18 protein-coding genes are annotated in these 17,720 nt (G+C 74.5%); 11 read left to right on the top strand and 7 right to left on the bottom strand.

Going from position 1 to position 17,720, the window contains the following annotated elements; genetic code table 11:
- Positions 1-3: 3 nt before the first annotated feature.
- Positions 4-1,260 carry a sigma 54-dependent Fis family transcriptional regulator gene (locus IPL61_21750; protein ID MBK9033858.1) on the bottom strand — a complete coding sequence of 419 codons (1,257 nt, stop codon included), beginning with the start codon at positions 1,258-1,260 and terminating at the stop codon, positions 4-6.
- Between the two features lie 306 nt (positions 1,261-1,566).
- Between IPL61_21750 and IPL61_21745 the strand changes: the two genes are divergently transcribed.
- Positions 1,567-1,824, top strand: a complete 258-nt coding sequence (locus tag IPL61_21745) for a hypothetical protein (protein MBK9033857.1) — start codon at positions 1,567-1,569, stop codon at positions 1,822-1,824.
- 244 nt (positions 1,825-2,068) lie between these two features.
- On the opposite strand, the gene IPL61_21740 is transcribed toward IPL61_21745, so the two are convergent.
- Positions 2,069-2,536, bottom strand: coding sequence for a GreA/GreB family elongation factor (locus IPL61_21740; GenBank protein MBK9033856.1), 468 nt, complete (start codon positions 2,534-2,536; stop codon positions 2,069-2,071).
- A 360-nt stretch (positions 2,537-2,896) separates the two neighbouring features.
- On the opposite strand from IPL61_21740, the gene IPL61_21735 reads away from it, so the two are divergent.
- The 4 genes from IPL61_21735 (at position 2,897) to IPL61_21720 (ending at position 5,625) form a co-directional block, all read left to right on the top strand.
- A complete protein-coding gene (locus IPL61_21735; protein MBK9033855.1) occupies positions 2,897-3,706 on the top strand; it encodes a hypothetical protein in 810 nt (269 codons plus the stop codon).
- Complete coding sequence (locus IPL61_21730) at positions 3,703-4,398, top strand: DUF1707 and DUF2154 domain-containing protein (GenBank protein ID MBK9033854.1); 696 nt, start codon at positions 3,703-3,705, stop codon at positions 4,396-4,398. Before IPL61_21735 ends, IPL61_21730 begins: the two co-directional genes overlap by 4 nt.
- A gap of 103 nt (positions 4,399-4,501) precedes the next feature.
- Positions 4,502-5,053 (top strand): DUF4920 domain-containing protein, encoded by a 552-nt coding sequence (locus tag IPL61_21725; protein MBK9033853.1) that lies wholly within the window; start codon positions 4,502-4,504, stop codon positions 5,051-5,053.
- Between the two features lie 5 nt (positions 5,054-5,058).
- The gene (locus tag IPL61_21720) at positions 5,059-5,625 is read left to right on the top strand and encodes a PepSY-associated TM helix domain-containing protein (GenBank protein ID MBK9033852.1); all 567 of its coding nucleotides are present in this window, start codon (positions 5,059-5,061) and stop codon (positions 5,623-5,625) included.
- A gap of 546 nt (positions 5,626-6,171) precedes the next feature.
- Here IPL61_21720 and IPL61_21715 read toward each other — a convergent pair.
- From IPL61_21715 to IPL61_21705, 3 genes are read right to left on the bottom strand one after another with little or no spacing between them, the layout of a single operon-like run.
- Entirely contained in the window at positions 6,172-6,891 is a 720-nt protein-coding gene (locus IPL61_21715) for a class I SAM-dependent methyltransferase (protein MBK9033851.1), read from the bottom strand.
- A complete protein-coding gene (locus IPL61_21710) occupies positions 6,888-7,937 on the bottom strand; it encodes a polysaccharide deacetylase family protein (protein ID MBK9033850.1) in 1,050 nt (349 codons plus the stop codon). Before IPL61_21710 ends, IPL61_21715 begins: the two co-directional genes overlap by 4 nt.
- Positions 7,937-8,851 carry a glycosyltransferase gene (locus IPL61_21705; GenBank protein ID MBK9033849.1) on the bottom strand — a complete coding sequence of 305 codons (915 nt, stop codon included), beginning with the start codon at positions 8,849-8,851 and terminating at the stop codon, positions 7,937-7,939. Before IPL61_21705 ends, IPL61_21710 begins: the two co-directional genes overlap by 1 nt.
- Positions 8,852-8,968: 117 nt before the next feature.
- Between IPL61_21705 and IPL61_21700 the strand changes: the two genes are divergently transcribed.
- Complete coding sequence (locus tag IPL61_21700) at positions 8,969-10,021, top strand: polysaccharide deacetylase family protein (GenBank protein MBK9033848.1); 1,053 nt, start codon at positions 8,969-8,971, stop codon at positions 10,019-10,021.
- A gap of 210 nt (positions 10,022-10,231) precedes the next feature.
- On the opposite strand, the gene IPL61_21695 is transcribed toward IPL61_21700, so the two are convergent.
- Positions 10,232-12,499 (bottom strand): M36 family metallopeptidase, encoded by a 2,268-nt coding sequence (locus tag IPL61_21695; GenBank protein ID MBK9033847.1) that lies wholly within the window; start codon positions 12,497-12,499, stop codon positions 10,232-10,234.
- An 86-nt stretch (positions 12,500-12,585) separates the two neighbouring features.
- Here IPL61_21695 and IPL61_21690 point away from each other — a divergent pair, with 86 nt between their 5' ends.
- Positions 12,586-13,452, top strand: a complete 867-nt coding sequence (locus IPL61_21690; protein MBK9033846.1) for a TraB/GumN family protein — start codon at positions 12,586-12,588, stop codon at positions 13,450-13,452.
- 30 nt (positions 13,453-13,482) lie between these two features.
- On the opposite strand, the gene IPL61_21685 is transcribed toward IPL61_21690, so the two are convergent.
- Positions 13,483-14,493: a radical SAM protein gene (locus IPL61_21685; GenBank protein MBK9033845.1), complete on the bottom strand. Its 1,011-nt coding sequence runs from the start codon at positions 14,491-14,493 to the stop codon at positions 13,483-13,485.
- Positions 14,494-14,557: 64 nt separating this feature from the next.
- Between IPL61_21685 and IPL61_21680 the strand changes: the two genes are divergently transcribed.
- From IPL61_21680 to IPL61_21665, 4 genes are read left to right on the top strand one after another with little or no spacing between them, the layout of a single operon-like run.
- Positions 14,558-15,448 (top strand): S-methyl-5'-thioadenosine phosphorylase, encoded by an 891-nt coding sequence (locus tag IPL61_21680; GenBank protein ID MBK9033844.1) that lies wholly within the window; start codon positions 14,558-14,560, stop codon positions 15,446-15,448.
- Positions 15,445-15,972 carry an adenine phosphoribosyltransferase gene (locus IPL61_21675; protein MBK9033843.1) on the top strand — a complete coding sequence of 176 codons (528 nt, stop codon included), beginning with the start codon at positions 15,445-15,447 and terminating at the stop codon, positions 15,970-15,972. Before IPL61_21680 ends, IPL61_21675 begins: the two co-directional genes overlap by 4 nt.
- A complete protein-coding gene (mtnA, locus tag IPL61_21670; GenBank protein MBK9033842.1) occupies positions 15,962-17,053 on the top strand; it encodes an S-methyl-5-thioribose-1-phosphate isomerase in 1,092 nt (363 codons plus the stop codon). The genes IPL61_21675 and mtnA overlap by 11 nt, the downstream gene beginning before the upstream one ends.
- Entirely contained in the window at positions 17,050-17,706 is a 657-nt protein-coding gene (locus tag IPL61_21665; GenBank protein MBK9033841.1) for a class II aldolase/adducin family protein, read from the top strand. The genes mtnA and IPL61_21665 overlap by 4 nt, the downstream gene beginning before the upstream one ends.
- The last annotated feature ends 14 nt before the right edge of the window (positions 17,707-17,720 follow it).

The following is a 17,720-nucleotide window of genomic DNA, read 5'->3' as shown; positions in this document are numbered from 1 at the left end:
GGCTCACACCCGGATCGGGATGTCGTGGCGCTTGGCCAGATCGCGCAGGTGGTTGCGGTCCATGCGCACCGCCCGGGCCGCCCGCGACAGGTTGCCCTTGTGCGCGCCGAGCAGGTCGCGCACGTACCGACGCTCGAAGCGCGCGACCGCCTCGTCCTTGGCGTCGCGGAACGACACCGACAGATCGGGCCCGCCGCCGTCGTCGACCGTCGGATCGTCGTCGTCGCTGACCTCGCCGAGGAGCACGGCGCGCTCGACCGCGCTGCGCAGCTCGCGCACGTTGCCGGGCCACGGCCGGCGCATCAGCTCGGTCAGGAGCGCCGCCGACGGCGCCGCGCCCGGCCCGGCGTAGAGCTGGTAGAAGCTCGCGATCAGCAGCGGGATGTCCTCGGGCCGCTCGCGCAGGGCCGGCACCTTCACGCGCACGGTGTTGAGCCGGTAGTACAGGTCGGCGCGGAAGCTCGACCGGTTGACCTCCTGGCGCAGGTCGCGGTTGGTGGCCGCGACCAGGCGCAGATCGAGCCGGACCTGCTCGTTCGAGCCGACCCGCTTGATCACGCGCTCCTCGAGCGCGCGCAGCAGCTTGGGCTGCATGTCGAGCGGCAGCTCGCCGATCTCGTCGAGGAACAGCGTCCCGCCCGCGGCCGCCTCGAACGCGCCGGCGCGGGCCGCGTGGGCCCCGGTGAACGAGCCCTTCTCGTGTCCGAACAGCTCGCTCTCGATCAAGGTCGGCGGGATCGAGCTGCAGTCGATCACGACGAACGGCCCGGCCGCGCGCTCCGAGCGCTCGTGCATCATCTTGGCCATCAGGGTCTTGCCGGTGCCGGTCTCGCCCTCGAGCAGGATCGTCGAGTCGGTCCGCGCGACCCGCTCCATCACCGAGAACACCCGGCGCATCGCTGGCGAGGTCCCGAGCGCGCGGCCGAACCGATCGGCGGTCGGCAGGGCCTCGACGATCTCGTCGGCGCCGGCCTCGACCGCGAGCTGGGTGCCGCCGATCGCGATGCGCGAGCCGGGGCGCACGTACGCCGCCTCGATCCGGACGCCGTCGACCAGCGTGCCGTTGGTCGAGCCGAGGTCGCGCAGGTAGAGGCCGGCCGGCGTCGCGGTCAGCTCGCAGTGGTAGCGCGACACCAGCGCGTCGGTCAGGACCAGGCCGTTGGTCGCCGCGGTCCCGATCGCCAGCGGCTCGGTCACCGCGACGGCGTCGCCGCCGAGGTCGGGGCCGCTGACGACCCGGAGCGCGAAGGTGGTCGCCATCGCCGTCGGCACGCTGGGGCTCAGGCGGGTCCGGCCGGCGGCCGGCGGGCTGGTGCCCCGGGCGAGGTGCTCGACCCGCGGCGACGGCGACGGCGACGGGGCGAGCGCGGCGGAGTGCGAGGGCGAGCTGGTGCGGGCGGTGTCCATCGCAGGCAGGCAGTTGCAGGCGCCGTGCCTCCCCGGCAGCGGCGCAACTCCGCGGAACCGCGCGGCGCCGGTGCCGCCGAGGTGCAGGCCAGCGCCCGCATGCGGGCCGCAGCCTGCAGCCGGCTCGCACCACGGCCGAGGCCGCGTTAGGCTGACGGCGTGATCCGCTCCGTCGTCACCTTGATCTTGGTGGGCGTGCTCATCTTCATGGGCGCCACCGTGAAGCTGGGCAAGCGCACGTTCTTCGGACACGTGTCGGCGATCTGGTCGACCAGCGAGGCCAAGGACATGCGCGAGGGCGTGAGCGAGAAGGCCAAGCCGGTGGTCGAGAAGGTCAAGCGGGGCGTCGAGGCCGGGTACAAGGAGGCGACCAAGGACGAGGCCGTGGCCGGCGACGCGGGCGTCGGGCCGCGCTGACGCGACCGACCGGACTGACACCCACCCGAACGCCCGATCGGCTGACACCGCTGACACCCGGCCGCGCGGACGCGACCGCGCGCTAGTACCTCGCCACAGGGGAGATGATTGGTTGCGGGCGCCGAGGCGCGCCGAGCGCAAGGCGCAACGACGACGGGCCCCTCGTTGGAACTCGAGGAGTTGCAACGCAGCGATCGGCGATGGATCGGCGTCCTCAACCGATCAGATTCCCTGTGGCGAGGTACTAGTCGATGCGCGTGACCTCGACCTCGCGCACGCCGCCGGGGCGCCGGATCTCGACCAGGTCGCCGGCGGCCCGGCCCAGCAGCGCCCGGCCGATCGGCGACTGCGGCGTCACGACCGCCACGTCGCCGCCGACCGTGACCCCGCCGCCCCACGGCGCCAGGTAGTAGCGCACGGTCGCGCCGTCGTCGTCGACCGTCACGATCGCGCCCAGCGCCACCTGGCTCGGCGCGCGGCCGACCGACAGCGCCGCCAGCGCCGGCAACGCCGCCTCGATCTCCTGGACCCGGGCGGCGTGGCCGCGGGCCAGGTACGACTGCTCGAGGCCGCGCGTGTCCTTGTCGTTCTCGGCCCGGGCCTCGGCGTGGGTCGCGCCCTCGACCGCGGCGGCGTGGGCCGCGCGCGCGGTCGCCAGGGCGGCCTCGGCCGCGGCCAGGAGCGCTCGCTTCAGGTCAGCGCGGCTCGCCATCGCGCGCACCATACGCGATCGGGCGCCGGCCCGGCGCCGGCCCGGCGCCGACAAACACCAGGCGGCGCTACCCGCCCGACGTCAGTGCGGTACACCAGCGCCGTGCAACTCGATCTCCACCGTCACCTCGAGGGCTCGCACAGCGCGGCGGCCCTGGCCGCGATCGCGCGCCAGTTCGATCTGCGCAGCCCGACCTTCTACGACGACGCCGCCGGGCGCTTCCGCACCGAGGCCGAGCTGGCCGCGGCGGTGACGGTGACCGCGCCGTCCGACGATCCGTCGGCGTTCTACGGCTGCATCGTCGCGAGCCGGGCCGCCTACGTCAGCGTGCCGGCGATCGCGGCCCTGGCCGAGCGGGCGATGGACGAGGCCGCGGCCGACGCCGCCGGGTGCGAGCTGCGCCTGAGCCTGTTCTCGATGGCGCGCACCCTGATCGAGCACGAGCGCCGGGCCTGGCGCGAGGTGGCGCCGGTCGAGTTCGCCAGCCGCTACGCCAGCCCGATCCTGGCGGCGGTGATCGCCGCGCGCGCGCGCGTGGTCGCGGCCACCGGCGTGCCGATCCTGCTGCGGCTGGGCCTGTCGCGCACGTTCGAGAGCGCGCCCCACTACCAGGCGCTGGCGGCGATGGTGCGCGAGCACGCGGCGGCGCTGGTCGGGCTCGACGTGCTCGGCATCGTCGGCGGCGACGATCGCGAGCCGATGCCGGCGGCGCTGGTGGCGATCATCGAGCAGCTCCGCCCCGACCTGCCCGACCTGACGATCCACGCCGGCGAGTTCGCCGGCGCCGACTCGGTCGCGCGCACGCTGGCGCTAGCGCCCCAGGCGATCGGCCACGGCGTGCGCGCGCTCGACGATCCGGCGGTGCTCGCGCAGGTGATCGACGCCGGCGTGACGCTCGAGGTGTGCCCGACCTCGAACCTGCTGCTGATCCCGTCGGCGGTGGCGGCGCTCGAGGCCGCCCACGGCGCCACGCCGCTGGCGGCGCTGCAGCGGGCCGGCGTCCGGTGCGTGCTCGGCAGCGACGACCCCGAGCCGCTGGCGACCAGCTACCAGCGCGAGCTGGCGCTGGCGGCGACCCTCGGCGTCGATCTGGCGCGCCTGGCCCACGACACCGCGACCCGCTGGGCCGCGCTGGCGCCCGGGCCGGCGCCCGGTATGCTCGCGCCATGAGCGACGCGCCCGGGCCGTTGATCGCGCTGCGCGATCGCCGCGATCAGGTGATCGCGGTCCTGACCGACCAGTTCAGCGCCGACGCGCTCGACGTCGACGAGCTCGAGCGCCGGCTCGAGCTGGCCCAGCGGGCCGAGACCGTGGCCGCGCTCGACGCGCTGATCGCCGATCTGCCGGCGTCGACCACCACGACCGCCCTCGTGCCGTCCCCGACCACACCCGCTGGCGGCGCCTGGCCCGCGCGCGGTCGCGTGATCGCGGTGTTCGGCGGCGTCGACAAGGGCGGCACCTGGACCCCGGCCCGCCAGGTCACCGCCGTGACCATGTTCGGCGGATCCGAGCTCGACTTCCGCGAGGCCAACCTCGCGCCCGGGGTGACCGAGCTGCGGATCCGGTGCCTGTTCGGCGGCATGACGATCATCGTGCCGCCGTGGCTGGCGGTCGAGTCCGACGCGACCGCGCTGTTCGGCGGCTTCGGCGAGGTCCACCGGGCCCCGGCGTCGCCGGACCCCGAGCGCCCGGTCTTGCGGATCACCGGGCTCATCATGTTCGGCGGCGTCGACATCGAGACCCGCCTGCCGGGCGAGAGCGCCAAGGACGCGCGCCGCCGGACCAAGCGCGAGGCCAAGGCGCTGGGCGGCAAGCGCGCCGAGCTACCGCCCGCGACCGCCCGCGTCAAGCCGCCCGAATGACGCGGCGCTGCGGCCGACCGCCGCGTTGACAGGCGGCGGCCCTCGACGCAGACTGCGCGCGACCACCCGTCGAGGCCCCCTCATGATGATCCGTCCATCTTCGTTGCTCGCGTTCGCGCTCCTCGTCGCCGCCGCCGGCTGTGACAAGGGCCCCAAGACCGGCGCCGCGCCGACCGCCGCCGCCAAGCCGGCCGACACCGCCGCCGCCGCCGCCAAGCCCGAGGGCACCGCGGTCGCGACCGCCGACGGCCAGGCGTTCGGCGCTGGCGTCAAGCTGGGCGAGTCGACCCCGATCGCCAGCATCCTCGCCGACCCCAAGGCCTTCGCCGGCAAGACCGTGCGGGCCGAGGGCATGATCGTCGACGTGTGCCCCAAGCGCGGCTGCTGGTTCGAGATGGCCGGCGCCGCGCCCGGCGAGAAGCTGCGCTTCAAGGTCGTCGACGGCGAGATGGTCTTCCCGATGGACGCCAAGGGCAAGCACGCGGTGGCCGAGGGCGTGGTCGCGGTGACCGAGATGTCGCTCGAGGACAGCGTCGACTACGCCAAGTACCAGGCCGAGGAGAAGGGCGAGACCTTCGACCCGGCCAGCGTGACCGCGCCGATCACGGTGGTCCGCCTCGACGGCACCGGCGCGCTCATCCGCGACAAGATGTGACGCGCGTGGCGCGCGTGATGTGGCGGAAGTGGTTCCGCATCCTCCACCGCGACGTCGGCTACGTCGCGGTCGCGCTGATCATCGCGTACGGCGTGTCGGGCCTGGCGGTCAACCACATCGAGGACTGGAACCCGAACTACCGGTTCACGCAGCGCTCGTTCGACATCGGGCCGCTGCCGCCGGGCCCGCCGGCCGAGCTCGAGGCGACCGCGGTCGCGCGCCTCCGCCTCGATCGCGCCGCCGTGCGCGGCCACTTCCTCGAGACCGAGCGCGAGCTGCGGATCTTCCTGGGCGACGGCCAGGAGGCCCGGCTCGACGTGACCACCGGCCGGGGCACGCTCAAGACGATCACCCGGCGCGCGGTGCTGTTCGAGCTCAACGCGCTGCACCTGAACAACCTCAAGGGCGTCTGGACCTACGTCGCCGATCTGTTCGCGGTCGCGCTGATCTTCCTGGCGCTGACCGGCATGACCATGATGAAGGGCGACCGCGGCCTGCGCGGGCGCGGCAAGTGGTTCGTCGGCGCCGGCCTGACCGTGCCGATCGGCTTCATCGTCTACCTCTACCAGTAGCGCGCGGCGCGGCGCTCGTCGCCGCTTCGGTCGAGGACCGGTCCCCGCGCCGGGCGGCTCGCGTCGCGGGTGGCCGGTTCGGCGGAGCTGGCCCCGGGCGGTGCCGACGTGATCCGGGCGTGACCGCGGACCGCCGAGGCCCCCTGCACCTGCCTGGGTTCGGCGCACGGCCCGCTGGAAGTCAGCGCTCGTGAGTCTTTTCGGTCGAGCACCGGTCCCCGCGCCGGGAGTTTCGCGTCCTGGGTGGTCCTGGGTGGGGGCCCCATCGGGGCTTGCCCCTCGAGACGCCGACCTGGGCTGGACGAGACCTCGGACTGCGGCGCACCCCTGCACCTGCCTGGGTTCGGCGACGAACCCTCTGTAAGGGCCCGCGCGTGAACAAGTCGATCGAGGATCGCGGACGAGGCGCCCGGATGGCAAGGCGACGGCGAGGACCGGAGGGGAGCGTCCCCGTTGGACGTGACCCGAGGACCGGAGCCGGCAACGCAGCCAGCCGGGATGGATCGGCCGCGAGACCGACCGAGTTGTTCACGCGTGGGCCCTACGTCAGGCGCTGCGCTGGGCCGCGCCCGGCCACCACGCCGCCACCCACTCGACGTCCTGGTAGCGGAACCGGGTCTGCTCGACGCCGGGCATCGCGTCGACGTGGACCGCGACCTTGCGCGCCGCCGGCGCGAAGTAGGTGACCAGGCACTCGCGGCCGAGCCGGTCGATCGTGCGCAGGAAGCCGGGCATGTCGCTCATGTAGTAGATGACCTCGCACGCGGTCACCAGATCGAAGCGGCCGCGCTCCTCGGCCCAGGGCTGGGCGTAGATGTCGCCGACCGCGAACTCGGCGTCGGGCAGGCGCGCGCGCGCGCGCTCGACCGCGGTGGCCGACACGTCGAGCCCGGTCACGCGGTCGGCCAGCGCCATCAGGTGCTCGGTCTGGTGGCCCTCGCCGCAGCCGATCTCGAGCAGCGTCTCGTGGTGGTCACCCAGCTCGCGCGCGATGATCGCGTTGGTCTCGGCGAACCGCGCCTGCTCCTGGGCCGAGGCCATGTGCCAGGGGTCCGGCATCTTGTAGGCGAGGTCGAGCCGGTCGTGGGCGTCGTTCTGGCGCACGGTGCGCAGCGCGTACTTCATCCAGGCGCGGCGGACGACCTGCTCGGCGCGCGCGCGCGCGGCGGCGGTGCGGGTCGGCAGGTCGAGCTCGACCAGCGCGGCGCGGACGTCGCCGCTGCGGAGGTGGTGGTAGGCGGCGAGGAGGTCGTCCTTGGTGCTCATACGTTCTCGGGGGTGCGCGAGTAGGCGAACCCTGGCACCGCCAGCTGGGCCAGGAACATCGCGTCGGACAGATCGCGGTCGACCGCGATCCGCGCCAGGTCGAGGCGATCGAGGCGCGCCCGGCGGCGCAGATCGACCAGCCCGCTGGCGTTGGTGAAGCCGAGCTGGTAGCCGGCGTCGGCCACGGCGGCGCGCACGGCCGGGTAGCGCGCGATCGTGCGCCCGACCGGGTACGCGATCGCGCGGCTGGTGACGCCGAGCTCACGCGCCAGCTCGGCGCGGGCGCCGCGCAGATCGTCCGCCAGCGCCTCGGCCGGCAGGGTCTCGAGCACGCGGTGGTCGCGGGTGTGCGACTCGATCGTCATCCCGGCCGCGGCCAGCGTCCGGACCTCGTCCCAGGTCATGATCAGCTCGTCGGCCAGGGCCCGCTCGCGCGCGGCGTCCCACGGCACCCCGGCCGCGGCCGCGAGCTCGGTCAGGAACCGCTCGAGGTCGAGGCCATCGGTGTTCTTGACCAGCTTGACCAGCGCCGCGCGGCCGACCGCGGGCGCGGCCAGATCGAGCGTGAGCGCGCGCGGGTAGGTCAGGCTCACGCGCGGGCGGGTGGCGTGACGGACCAGGTACGCGATGCGATCCCACCAGTACATGCGGCGCTGGGTGGTGAAGCCGGTGGCGATGAAGAAGGTCGCGGGGACGCCGGCCGCCCGCAGCGCCGGCAGCGCCTCGGTCAGGTTCGAGCGGTAGCCGTCGTCGAAGGTGATCAGGCACGGGTTGGGCGGCAGCGCGCCGCCGTCGAGCCCGCCGGCGAGGGTCGCCAGATCGATCACGTTGAAGTGCCGGGTCAAGAGCGCGAGCTGGCGGCGGAACTGCGCCGGCGTCACGTCGGCCACGTCGGGATCGAACGCGTAGGCCGGGCCCGGGTCGCAGACGTGGTGGTACGTGACGACCACGAGCGAGCGCGCCGGGGCCAGCGCGCGCACGCGCATGGCGACGCCCAGCGCCCCGAGCCGGTGCAGGACCGCGGCGGCGCGCTCGCGCGTGCCCATCAGGCGGCCCCCAGCCGGCGGCGCGCGCGCACGACCGCGTTCTTCGACATGACCACGCCCAGCCGGGCCAGCTCCCGGGCCTCGGCCGGCCCGCGCGCGTGCAGCCCGGCCCACAGCGCCAGCCGCGCCGCCTCGGTGAGCGTCCCGGTGGCCAGGAGGCCGCGGGCGTTGCGCGCGTAGGCCCAGAACAGCGCGGCGGCGCGATCCCGCGGCGCGATCGCGTCGGCGTGCGCGCGCACGAACCGCTCGACCGCGTCGACGTAGTCGCGGTTGGTCCGGGCCTGGGCCGACAGCCCCTGGTGGCCGCGCATGGCCCGGGTCAGCGGTTCGGTCACCACGGCGATCTGGAACCGCACCGCCACGCGCAGGTGGAAGTCGAGATCCTCGGCGGTCGGCAGCGCCGCGTCGAACCCGCCGGTCGCGGTGAAGACCGCGCGGCGCAGCATCGCCGAGGCCGGCACCAGCGCCGGGTTGCGGAGCACGTGCGGCAGCACCCAGCCGTCCTCGGGGATGAACTCGCGGCGCCGGAAGATCTCGAAGCCGACCCGGCGCTCGTCCATGCGCTCGACGTCGGTGATCACCATCCCGACCTCGGGTCGCGCGGTCAGCACCTCGACCTGGCGCGCGATCTTGGTCGGCCGCCACTCGTCGTCGTCGTCGAGCAGGGCCAGGAGCTCGCCGGTCGCGGCGGCCATGCCGAAGTTGCGCGCCGCCGACACCCCGCCGTTGGGCTTGCGCAGGTAGCGGACCCGGTCGCCGAACTCGCGGGCCAGCACTGCCTCGGTGTCGTCGGCGCCGCCGTCGTCGACCACGACGATCTCGAGGGCCTCGGCCGGGTAGGTCTGGGCCACCACCGACGCCACCGCCAGCCGCACGTCGGCGGACCGGTTGTAGGTCGGAATCACGGCGGACACCCGCGGCACGGCCACGGTGCATTGTTCGCCCGGCGCTGGCGAAGCGTCAACCATCGGGCGCAGCCGTCGTCGGTCGGGACCGTGGACCGCGCCCGGGCGGTGCGGTACGACTGGGCCGTGACCGCGCGCGCCCGCCTCGCCCAGCTCGCCAAGTCGTCGGCCGTCCAGCGCGCCCTGTACTACTCGGGCGCGCTCGACGCCTACCACCGCCGCCGCAACCGCGATCAGCTGACGGTGATCATGTTCCACCGCGTGCTGGCGCCGGCCGATCCGCGCTGGGCCACGGCCGACCCCGAGTACAGCCTGCGCGACGACCTCTTCGCCGCGTGCCTCGACTTCTTCAAGCGCCACTACCACGTCGTCGCCCTCGACGACGTGCTCGCCGCCCGCGCCGGCGGGCCGCGCCTGCCGCCGCGGCCGCTGCTGATCACCTTCGACGACGGCTGGAGCGACAACGAGGAGTTCGCGCTCGCGCACCTGCGCCGGGCTGGCCTGCCGTCGCTGTTGTTCGTGGTCGCCGACGTGGTCGGGCGCCACGAGCCGTTCTTCCAGGAGCGCCTGGTCGGGGCCTGGCTCGGCGGCCGGCTCGACGCGGCCCGCGCGGGCGCCCTGTGGCGCGCCGCCGGCGGCGATCCCGCCCGCACGCCGACGTTCGGCGACCGCGCCGACCTCGCGCCGGTGCGCGCGGTGATCGCGCAGCTCGAGCAGCTCACGGCGGCGACGCGCGCGCCGCTCCTGGCCGAGCTGGCGCCGGTGCTCGACGACGGCGTCCGGTACATGGTCACCGGCGATCAGCTGCGCAACCTGGCCGGGCACTTCGTGGCGATCGGGGCCCACGGCAAGACCCACACGCCCCTGACCCGGGCGCCCGACCTCGACGGCGAGCTCGGGGGCGCCCGCGCCGCGCTGGCCGGCCACGTCGGCGCGGCGCCGGTGTCGATGTCGTGCCCGCACGGCGCCCACGATCCGCGCGTCGTCGCCGCCGCCCACGCCGCCGGCTACCGGCTGGTGTTCACGAGCGTGCCCGAGCTGCCCTCGGCCGCGGGCACCGGCGACGGCGTCCTGGGGCGCGTCGGCTTCACCGGCGAGACCGTCACCGACGACCGCGGCCGGTTCGCGCCCGAGCGCCTGGCGCTGCACCTGTTCCGCAAGCCGCACGCGCGGGCCTGACGCGCGCCGACGGGCGCGCAGCGTACGCCCGACAGGTGCGCGGCGTGCGCCCGACAGGTGCGCGGCGTGCGCCCGACGGCGCGCAGCGTGCCCCCGACGGGCGCGCAGCGTGCCCCCGACGGGCGCGCAGCGTGCCCCCGACGGGCGCGCAGCGTACGTCCGACGCGGCAAGCGCCGGTCGACCGCAGCCCGGCGCCCGCGACGCGCGGGTCAGCGACGCCGACGGCGCAGCCAGCCGAGCACCAGCGCCAGGCCGAGCACCGTCGACGCCGGCGGCGTGCCCGCGCCGGTCTGGCAGCAGCCGCCGCTCTCGTCGCCCTTGCCGGGATCGGTGGCGTCGGGCCCGGCCCCGGCGTCGATGCCGGCGCCGCCGTCGTCGCCGGAGGCGGCGTCGATCGGCTGCGCCGCGTCGACCGGCTGCGCCGCGTCGATCGGCTGCGGCGCGTCGATCGCCGGCGCGGCGTCGATCGGCTGCGCGGCGTCGATGGCCTGCATGCCGCCCAGGGCCTCGATGCGGTCGATGCGGTAGCCGGCGCGGGTCACGGAGCCGTCGGTGACCAGCCGGACCACGACGGTGTCGCCGGGGATCTGGACGCTGGTCAGGTTGGTCTGCACGCCGCTCACGATCTGGTAGAGGTCGCCGGCGGCGTCGGACAGGTAGATGTTGTCGCACGCGCCGGCGAGGCAGCCGGTGTCGAGCTCGGTGTCGACCGAGACGAAGTGGACCCGCACCGCGGTCGCGCCGGCCAGGGTCACGGTCTGGGTGTCGTCGAGGTTGTTGGCGTACTGGCCGCCGGTCACCGGGTTGCCGACGTCGACGGTCTGCATCATCGTCACGGTCGGGAAGCCGGGGCCGGTCAGCGGCGTCCGCAGCACGCCGTGCCGGTAGAGCGCGCGCCGCACCATCGGCACGTGGGCGCCGGCGAACACCATCTGATCGGCGGCGAGCACCGCGCTCGCGGCCTGATCGAACGTCGCCGACGTGCCCAGCAGCTCGTGGGCCTCGATCACGATCCGATCGGCGACGTCGGCGCCGACCGCGGTGCGCGCGCGCCACAGCGCCGCCGACCACATCTCGCCGTCGTCGTGGACCTCGCCGGTCGCGGCCTCGGGGTAGTGCTTGGGCTCGTCGAGCCGCCGCAGGCACTTCGGCGTCCGGTTGTCGTACGAGACCGCGTCCCAGTCACCGACGCAGGCCGGATCGGCCAGCTGCGGGTGACCGGCGGCCGGCGCCAGCGTCGCCATGAACGAGCCGGCCAGGTAGTCGCCGAAGCCCTCGCCCATCGCGCTCTGGTTGCCGCCGCCCCAGCCCGGGACCTGGTTGTCCTGGATCGAGTGGCCGTACTCGTGCAGCACGATGTCGCCGTCCTCGGCGTCGTCGACGCCGCCGGCCCCGAACGACAGCTGCCGGGTGCCGGGGCTGTAGAACGAGTTGTCCTGGTTGCCGTCGTTGACCACCGCGATCTGGACCCGGTTGTTCACCATCGTGAAGCCGAGCGCCTGGATCCGGGCCTGCGCGCGATCGAGGTGGTAGTAGGTGACCACCTCCTCGAAGCGGTTGTCGGCGCGGTCGTAGTTGAAGACGTGCGTCGCGCTCTGGGCCCGCTGGTTGATGTTGGTCGGCCGGGCGTCGGCGTAGGTGCCGCGCAGGACGCCGCTGCCGTCGAGGTTGGGCAGCGTCACCGTGACGCGCGCGGCGTCGAGCGCCGCCGACGTGGCGTCGTTGTTGTCGGTCAGCGCGGTCATGCCGGTCGACGACACCGCGTTGGCGTCGAACACCAGGCCGGTGCCGTTGACGGTGACGGTGCGATCGCGCTGCCACAGCACCGCGCCGGTGCCGGCGTCGACGCCGACGTCCCAGGTCGCGCGCGCGGTCACCAGGGTGACCCGGTACGCGCGGCGCGGCGCGGGACCGTCGACGGTGACGCCCGCCAGCGTCGTCGGCGCGGCCACCTCGACCGGCGCGCCGACCGCGGCCCGGGCGGTGGCCAGCGCGGCGGCGGCGCCCACGTCCGCGCCGGGCGGCGGCAGCGTCACCGGCGCGTGGCCGAGCGTGACGGCCCGCACGCGGTCGCCCGCGGCCGACAGCGCCACGACCACCTGATGATCGAACACCGGCAGATCACCGACGACCTGCTGGAACCGCAGGTAGGTCCCGGCCAGGCCCTGGCGCGTCGTGGCCAGCGTCAGGTCGCGGCCGTCGCGGGCGAGCTGGAACAGCGCCGCGTGGGCGCGCAGGAACCCGCGCGCCGCCGCCTCGGTCGGGCCGGTCACCGCGAACTCGCCCACGACCTGGCGCGGCCGATCGAGCGCCTCGTCCCAGACCACGTCGACGGGCCCGCGCGCGGCCAGGTCGAGCTCCGCCACCTGCCGGTAGCTGTGGACCGGCGGCGCCCCGGGGCGATCGTCGGGGACGTCGACCGAGGTGCAGGCACCGGCGGTCAGGAGCGAGGCGAACAGCAGGCCGGACGCGCGCATGCGCGGGATGGTGCCACGGGTCGGCGGGGAGGTCGACGGCTGCGCTTCGCTGCCGGCGCGGCCGGGCCCGGGTGATACTCGGCGCGATGGCGCGCGCCCCGACCTCGGCCCTCGTCCGCGTCGCGCTCGCGGTCGCGGTCACCCTCGCGAGCGCCTGCGCCCGCCCGCGGCCGTGCCCGCAGGTGCCGCTGCCGCTGGACGCCCCGTTCCTGTGGCGCGCGCAGCGCGACGACGGCCCGGTGCTGTGGCTCTTCGGCACGATCCACAACGCCGGCGCCGCGAGCGTCCCCGACGCGGCCTGGACCGCGCTGGCCGCCGCGCCGCGGTTCGCCTCGGAGCTGGGCGACGCCGAGCCCGATCCCGAGCTGATCCACGACCTGGCGACCCTGCCCCGGGGCAAGGGCCTCGACGTGCTGCTGCCGGTCGACGACTGGTGGGAGCTGAGCGAGCTCTTGCGCGGGGTGATCAAGCCCGAGGCGCTGCGGCGCGCGCGGCCGTGGTATGCGATGTCGATGGTGACCGCCCGGGTCGCGCCGGGGCCGGCGCCGACCATGGACGTGGCGCTGGCCGAGCGCGCCCACGCGCTGGGCCGACCGATCGACGCGCTCGAGACCTGGCAGGCGCAGCTCACGACCGTCGCCGACGCCGTCACCCTGACCGATCTGAGCGAGGCGCTGCACGCGCGCGCGACGATGCGCTGCGACCTGGCGGCGATGCGCGCCTCGTACGAGGCCGGCCAGGCCGACCGCATGGCGCGGCACCTGAATGTCGCCGGCGCCGGCGCGCTCATCACCGCGCGCAACGCGACGTGGCTGCCGCAGCTCGAGCGCTACCTGGCCACCGACGGCGGCTTCGTCGCGGTCGGCCTCTCGCACCTCCTCGGCGACGGCGGCCTGCCCGCGCTCCTGGCCGCGCGCGGCTACACCGTCACCCGCGCCCCTGCCACGCCCTGACGCTCCCCTTCGAAGCGCCCTCCTTGGGTCTCACCGCCGGACCAGGGCGTCGACCGGCACGTCGGGCGCGGGCGGCGGCGCGACGAACTCGCGATCCTGGGCCCGCCACTCGTCGAGGCGGCTGGCGGTCCGGACGCAGCCGAGCGTGCAGGTCGGCGCGCAGGTCTTGCGGGTGTAGAACTGACCCTTGAGGTCGTCCCAGGTGTAGTCGAGCAGCGCCTTCTTGAAGACGCCGCGGGTCTGCGAGCACCAGTTCACGTCGCCGAACTCGTCGACGTAGAGGTAGCGCGAGCCGGCCCGGCACTTGTAGTCGGCCGCGCCCGTCGCCATGAGCTTCGCGCGGTAGTCGCCCGACTCGGAGAACCGCTTGCCCACCGCCGCCGCGACCTTGTCGAGGATCTCGCGGCCGCGCTCGTCGAGCGCCATCGCGCCGGTGCCGTCGTGGAGCACCGAGGCGCGCGGGCGGAAGCCGGCCTCGCGCGCGAACTGCATCACCTCGAGCACCTCCTCGTCGTTGCCGGCGCCGATCGCCGCGTTGATCTGGACGGTGAACTTGGCGTGCTTCTGCAGGTGCTCGATCTTCTTGCGCAGCGGCTTGAGGGTCTTGACGGTGGTCTTGTTGGGCGTGACGCCGTCGACGCTGATCTGCAGGTGGGTCAGCCCGGCGTCGTTGAGCTGCATGACGATCTCGGGGCTGAGCAGGTAGCCGTTGGTGATGATCCACCGCTCGAAGAACTTGTAGCGCGCGCCGTAGGCGACCAGCTCGATCAGGTCGGGGTGCAGGAGCGTCTCGCCGCCGCTGAACTCGAGGAACCAGGTCCCGAAGCTGGCGAGCTTGTCGATGCGCTGCTTGAGCACCTCGGTCGGCACCGGCGGCGAGACCTCGTCGTACTCGTTGCAGTAGCCGCAGGTCAGGTTGCAGCGCCGGGTGATGACCAGCTGCGCGAGGTGGGGCCCGTAGGCCAGCACCTGCGGGCGCCAGTAGCCCCGTCGCTTCTGGGTCTGCTTCGTCGGGATCGCGTCCGTGCTCGTCGCCGCCATCCCGGGTGGATAGCAGAGGTCCCCCGGCCGAGACAATGACGATTCTGTGGTACCCCTTGCCCCGATGTCCCCCCCTGGCGCCATTGGCATCGTTGGCGGAACTGGCCTCTACGACCTCGACGGGCTCACCGACCAGCGGTGGGTCAAGGTCGACTCGCCGTTCGGCGCGCCGTCGGACGAGCTCTTGTTCGGCCGGCTGGGCGACCAGCCGATCGTGTTCCTGCCGCGCCACGGCCGGGGCCACCGGATCCCGCCGCACGAGATCAACTTCGCCGCCAACATCGACGCGCTCAAGCGCGCCGGCGTGACCTCGGTGATCTCGGTCAGCGCGGTCGGGTCGCTGCGCGCGAACCTGCCGCCGGGCACGTTCGTGTTCGTCGATCAGTTCATCGATCGCACGCTCCGCCGGCCGAAGACCTTCTTCGGCACCGGCCTGGTCGCGCACGTGTCGATGGCGCACCCCACCTGCGCGCGGGTCCGCGGCCACCTGGTCGGCGTCGCCCGCGACCTCGACCTGCCGATGCAGGACGGCGGCACCTACGTCGTCATGGAGGGGCCGCAGTTCTCGAGCCTCGCCGAGTCGCAGCTGCACATCGGCTTCGGCGCCGACGTGATCGGCATGACCAACATGCCCGAGGCCAAGCTCGCCCGCGAAGCCGAGCTGTGTTACGCCACCGTCGCGATGGTGACCGACTTCGACTGCTGGCACCCCGATCACGATCACGTCCAGGTCAGCGACGTCATCGCCGTCATGAAGACCAACGCGCACAACGCGCGCCGGCTGCTGCAGCAGGTCATCCCGCGGCTCGGCCACGGCGCCGGTCCGTGTCCGCACGGCTGCGACCGCGCGCTCGAGTTCGCGATCCTGACCGCGCCCGAGGCCCGCGACCCCGAGGTCATGGCGCGCCTCGACGCGGTCGCCGGCCGGGTGCTGCGCGCGGGCGGTGCGGCGTGAACCTCAAGGCGCTCATCCGCACCGTCCCCGACTTCCCGAAGCCGGGCATCCGGTTCCGCGACATCACCCCGCTGCTGGCCGACCCGGCCGGGTTCCACTACGTCACGACCACCCTGGCCGAGCGCTACCGCGGCAAGGTCGACAAGGTCGTGGCGATCGAGGCCCGCGGCTTCATCTTCGGCGCGCCGATCGCCCACGCGCTCGGCGTCGGGTTGGTGCCGATGCGCAAGCCGGGCAAGCTGCCGCACGCGGCGATCGGCCACGACTACGATCTCGAGTACGGGACCAACCGCGTCGAGGTCCACGTCGACGGCGTCGCCGCCGGCGAGCGGGTGGTGGTCGTCGACGACCTGCTCGCGACCGGCGGCACCGCCGGCGCGGCGCTGGCGCTGCTCGAGCGGGTCGGCGCCAAGGTCGTCGAGTGCGCGTTCGTGATCGACCTGCTCGATCTGCCCGGCCGGGCCCGCCTCGAGCGGCACTGCCCGGTCTTCTCCCTGTGCGGGTTCACCGAAGATGAAGGTTGAGGGCCGCTGGCGGCGGACGATCGAGCCGACCGACGACGGCCGCGCGGTCATGGTGCTCGACCAGGCGGCGCTGCCGTACGCGATCGCGTGGCTGCGCCTCGACACGCTCGACCAGGCCGTCGCCGCGATCCGCGACATGCGGGTCCGGGGCGCGCCGCTGATCGGCGCGGCCGCGGCCTACGGCGTGGCGCTGGCGCTCCTGGCCGACCCCAGCGACGCGGCGCTCGCCGACGCCCACGCGCGGCTGGCGGCGGCGCGACCGACCGCGATCAACCTGCGCTGGGCGCTCGACCGGATGCGCGCCGAGCTGGCGCCGGTGCCGGCCGCCGACCGGACCGCGGCCGCGTTCACCGCCGCCGCGCGGATCGCCGACGAGGACGTCGCCCAGTGCGAGGCGATCGGCGGCCACGGCGAGGCGCTGCTCCGGGCCGCGGCCGCGCGCCGCCCCGGACAGCCGGTGCGGGTGCTCACGCACTGCAACGCGGGCTGGCTGGCCACGGTCGACTGGGGCACGGCGCTCGCGCCGATCTACAAGGCCCACGAGGCCGGGCTCGCGGTCGAGGTCTGGGTCGAGGAGACCCGCCCGCGCAACCAGGGCATGTTGACGGCCTGGGAGCTGGCGCAGCACGGCGTGCCGCACACGGTCATCGCCGACAACGCCGGCGGCCACCTGATGCAGCGCGGCCTGGTCGACCTGTGCATCGTCGGCACCGATCGCACGACCAGGAACGGCGACGTCTGCAACAAGATCGGCACCTACCTCAAGGCGCTCGCGGCCCACGACTGCGGCGTGCCGTTCTACGTGGCGCTGCCGTCGCCCAGCATCGACTGGACCGTGGGCGAGCCCGACGAGATCCCGATCGAGGAGCGCGACGGCGACGAGGTCCGCTTCGTCGCTGGCCGCGGCCCCGACGGCCGCCCGGCCCGGGTCGAGGCGGTGCCGCCGGGCAGCCCGGTCGCCAACCCCGCCTTCGACGTCACGCCGCGGCGCCTGGTCACCGGGCTGATCACCGAGCGCGGCACCACCGCGGCGTCGGCCGCCGGCCTGGCCGCGCTGTTCCCGGAGCACGTCCGCGCATGACGATGCGGCTCCGCGACGAGCTGGTGCGCACGGCCCAGCGGATGAGCGAGCTCGGCCTGACCCCCGGCATGTCCGGCAACGTCAGCGTGCGCAGCCCCGCCGGCCTGCTGGTCACGCCGTCGGGCATGCCCTACGGCGACCTGATCGGCGACGACCTCGTCGAGATCAAGCCGGACGGCACGATGACGCCGGGGCAGCGCACGCCCACGAGCGAGTGGCAGCTCCACCGCGATCTGCTGGGCGCCCGCCCCGACGTGCAGGCGATCGTCCACACGCACTCGCTGTTCTGCACGTCGATCTCGTGCCAGCGCCGGCCGATCCCGGCGATCCACTACATGGTGGTCCGGGCCGGCGGCGATGAGATCCCGTGCGCCGAGTACGCGACCTTCGGCAGCGCCCAGCTCGCGACCAACGCGGTCGCGGCGCTGCGCGGCGGCAACGCCTGCCTGCTCGCGAACCACGGCATGGTCGCGCTCGGCGCCGATCTGCCGTCGGCGCTGCGCCTGGCGGCGGAGATCGAGACCCTGGCGAGCCAGTACTGGCACGCCGTGCAGCTCGGCCCGCCCCACGTGCTCGACCACGCCGAGCTCGACAACGTCCGGCGCCGCTTCGCCGAGTACGGGCAGCGTCGACGCGCCCGCCGCTCGTGGTAGCGAGCCGCGGTCGT

This window comes from Myxococcales bacterium, from assembly GCA_016717005.1.
Taxonomy (GTDB): Bacteria; Myxococcota_A; Polyangia; order Haliangiales; family Haliangiaceae; genus UBA2376.
The sequence above is the reverse complement of the archived record's forward strand: the minus strand, read 5'-3'. Positions and strand labels throughout refer to the sequence as shown.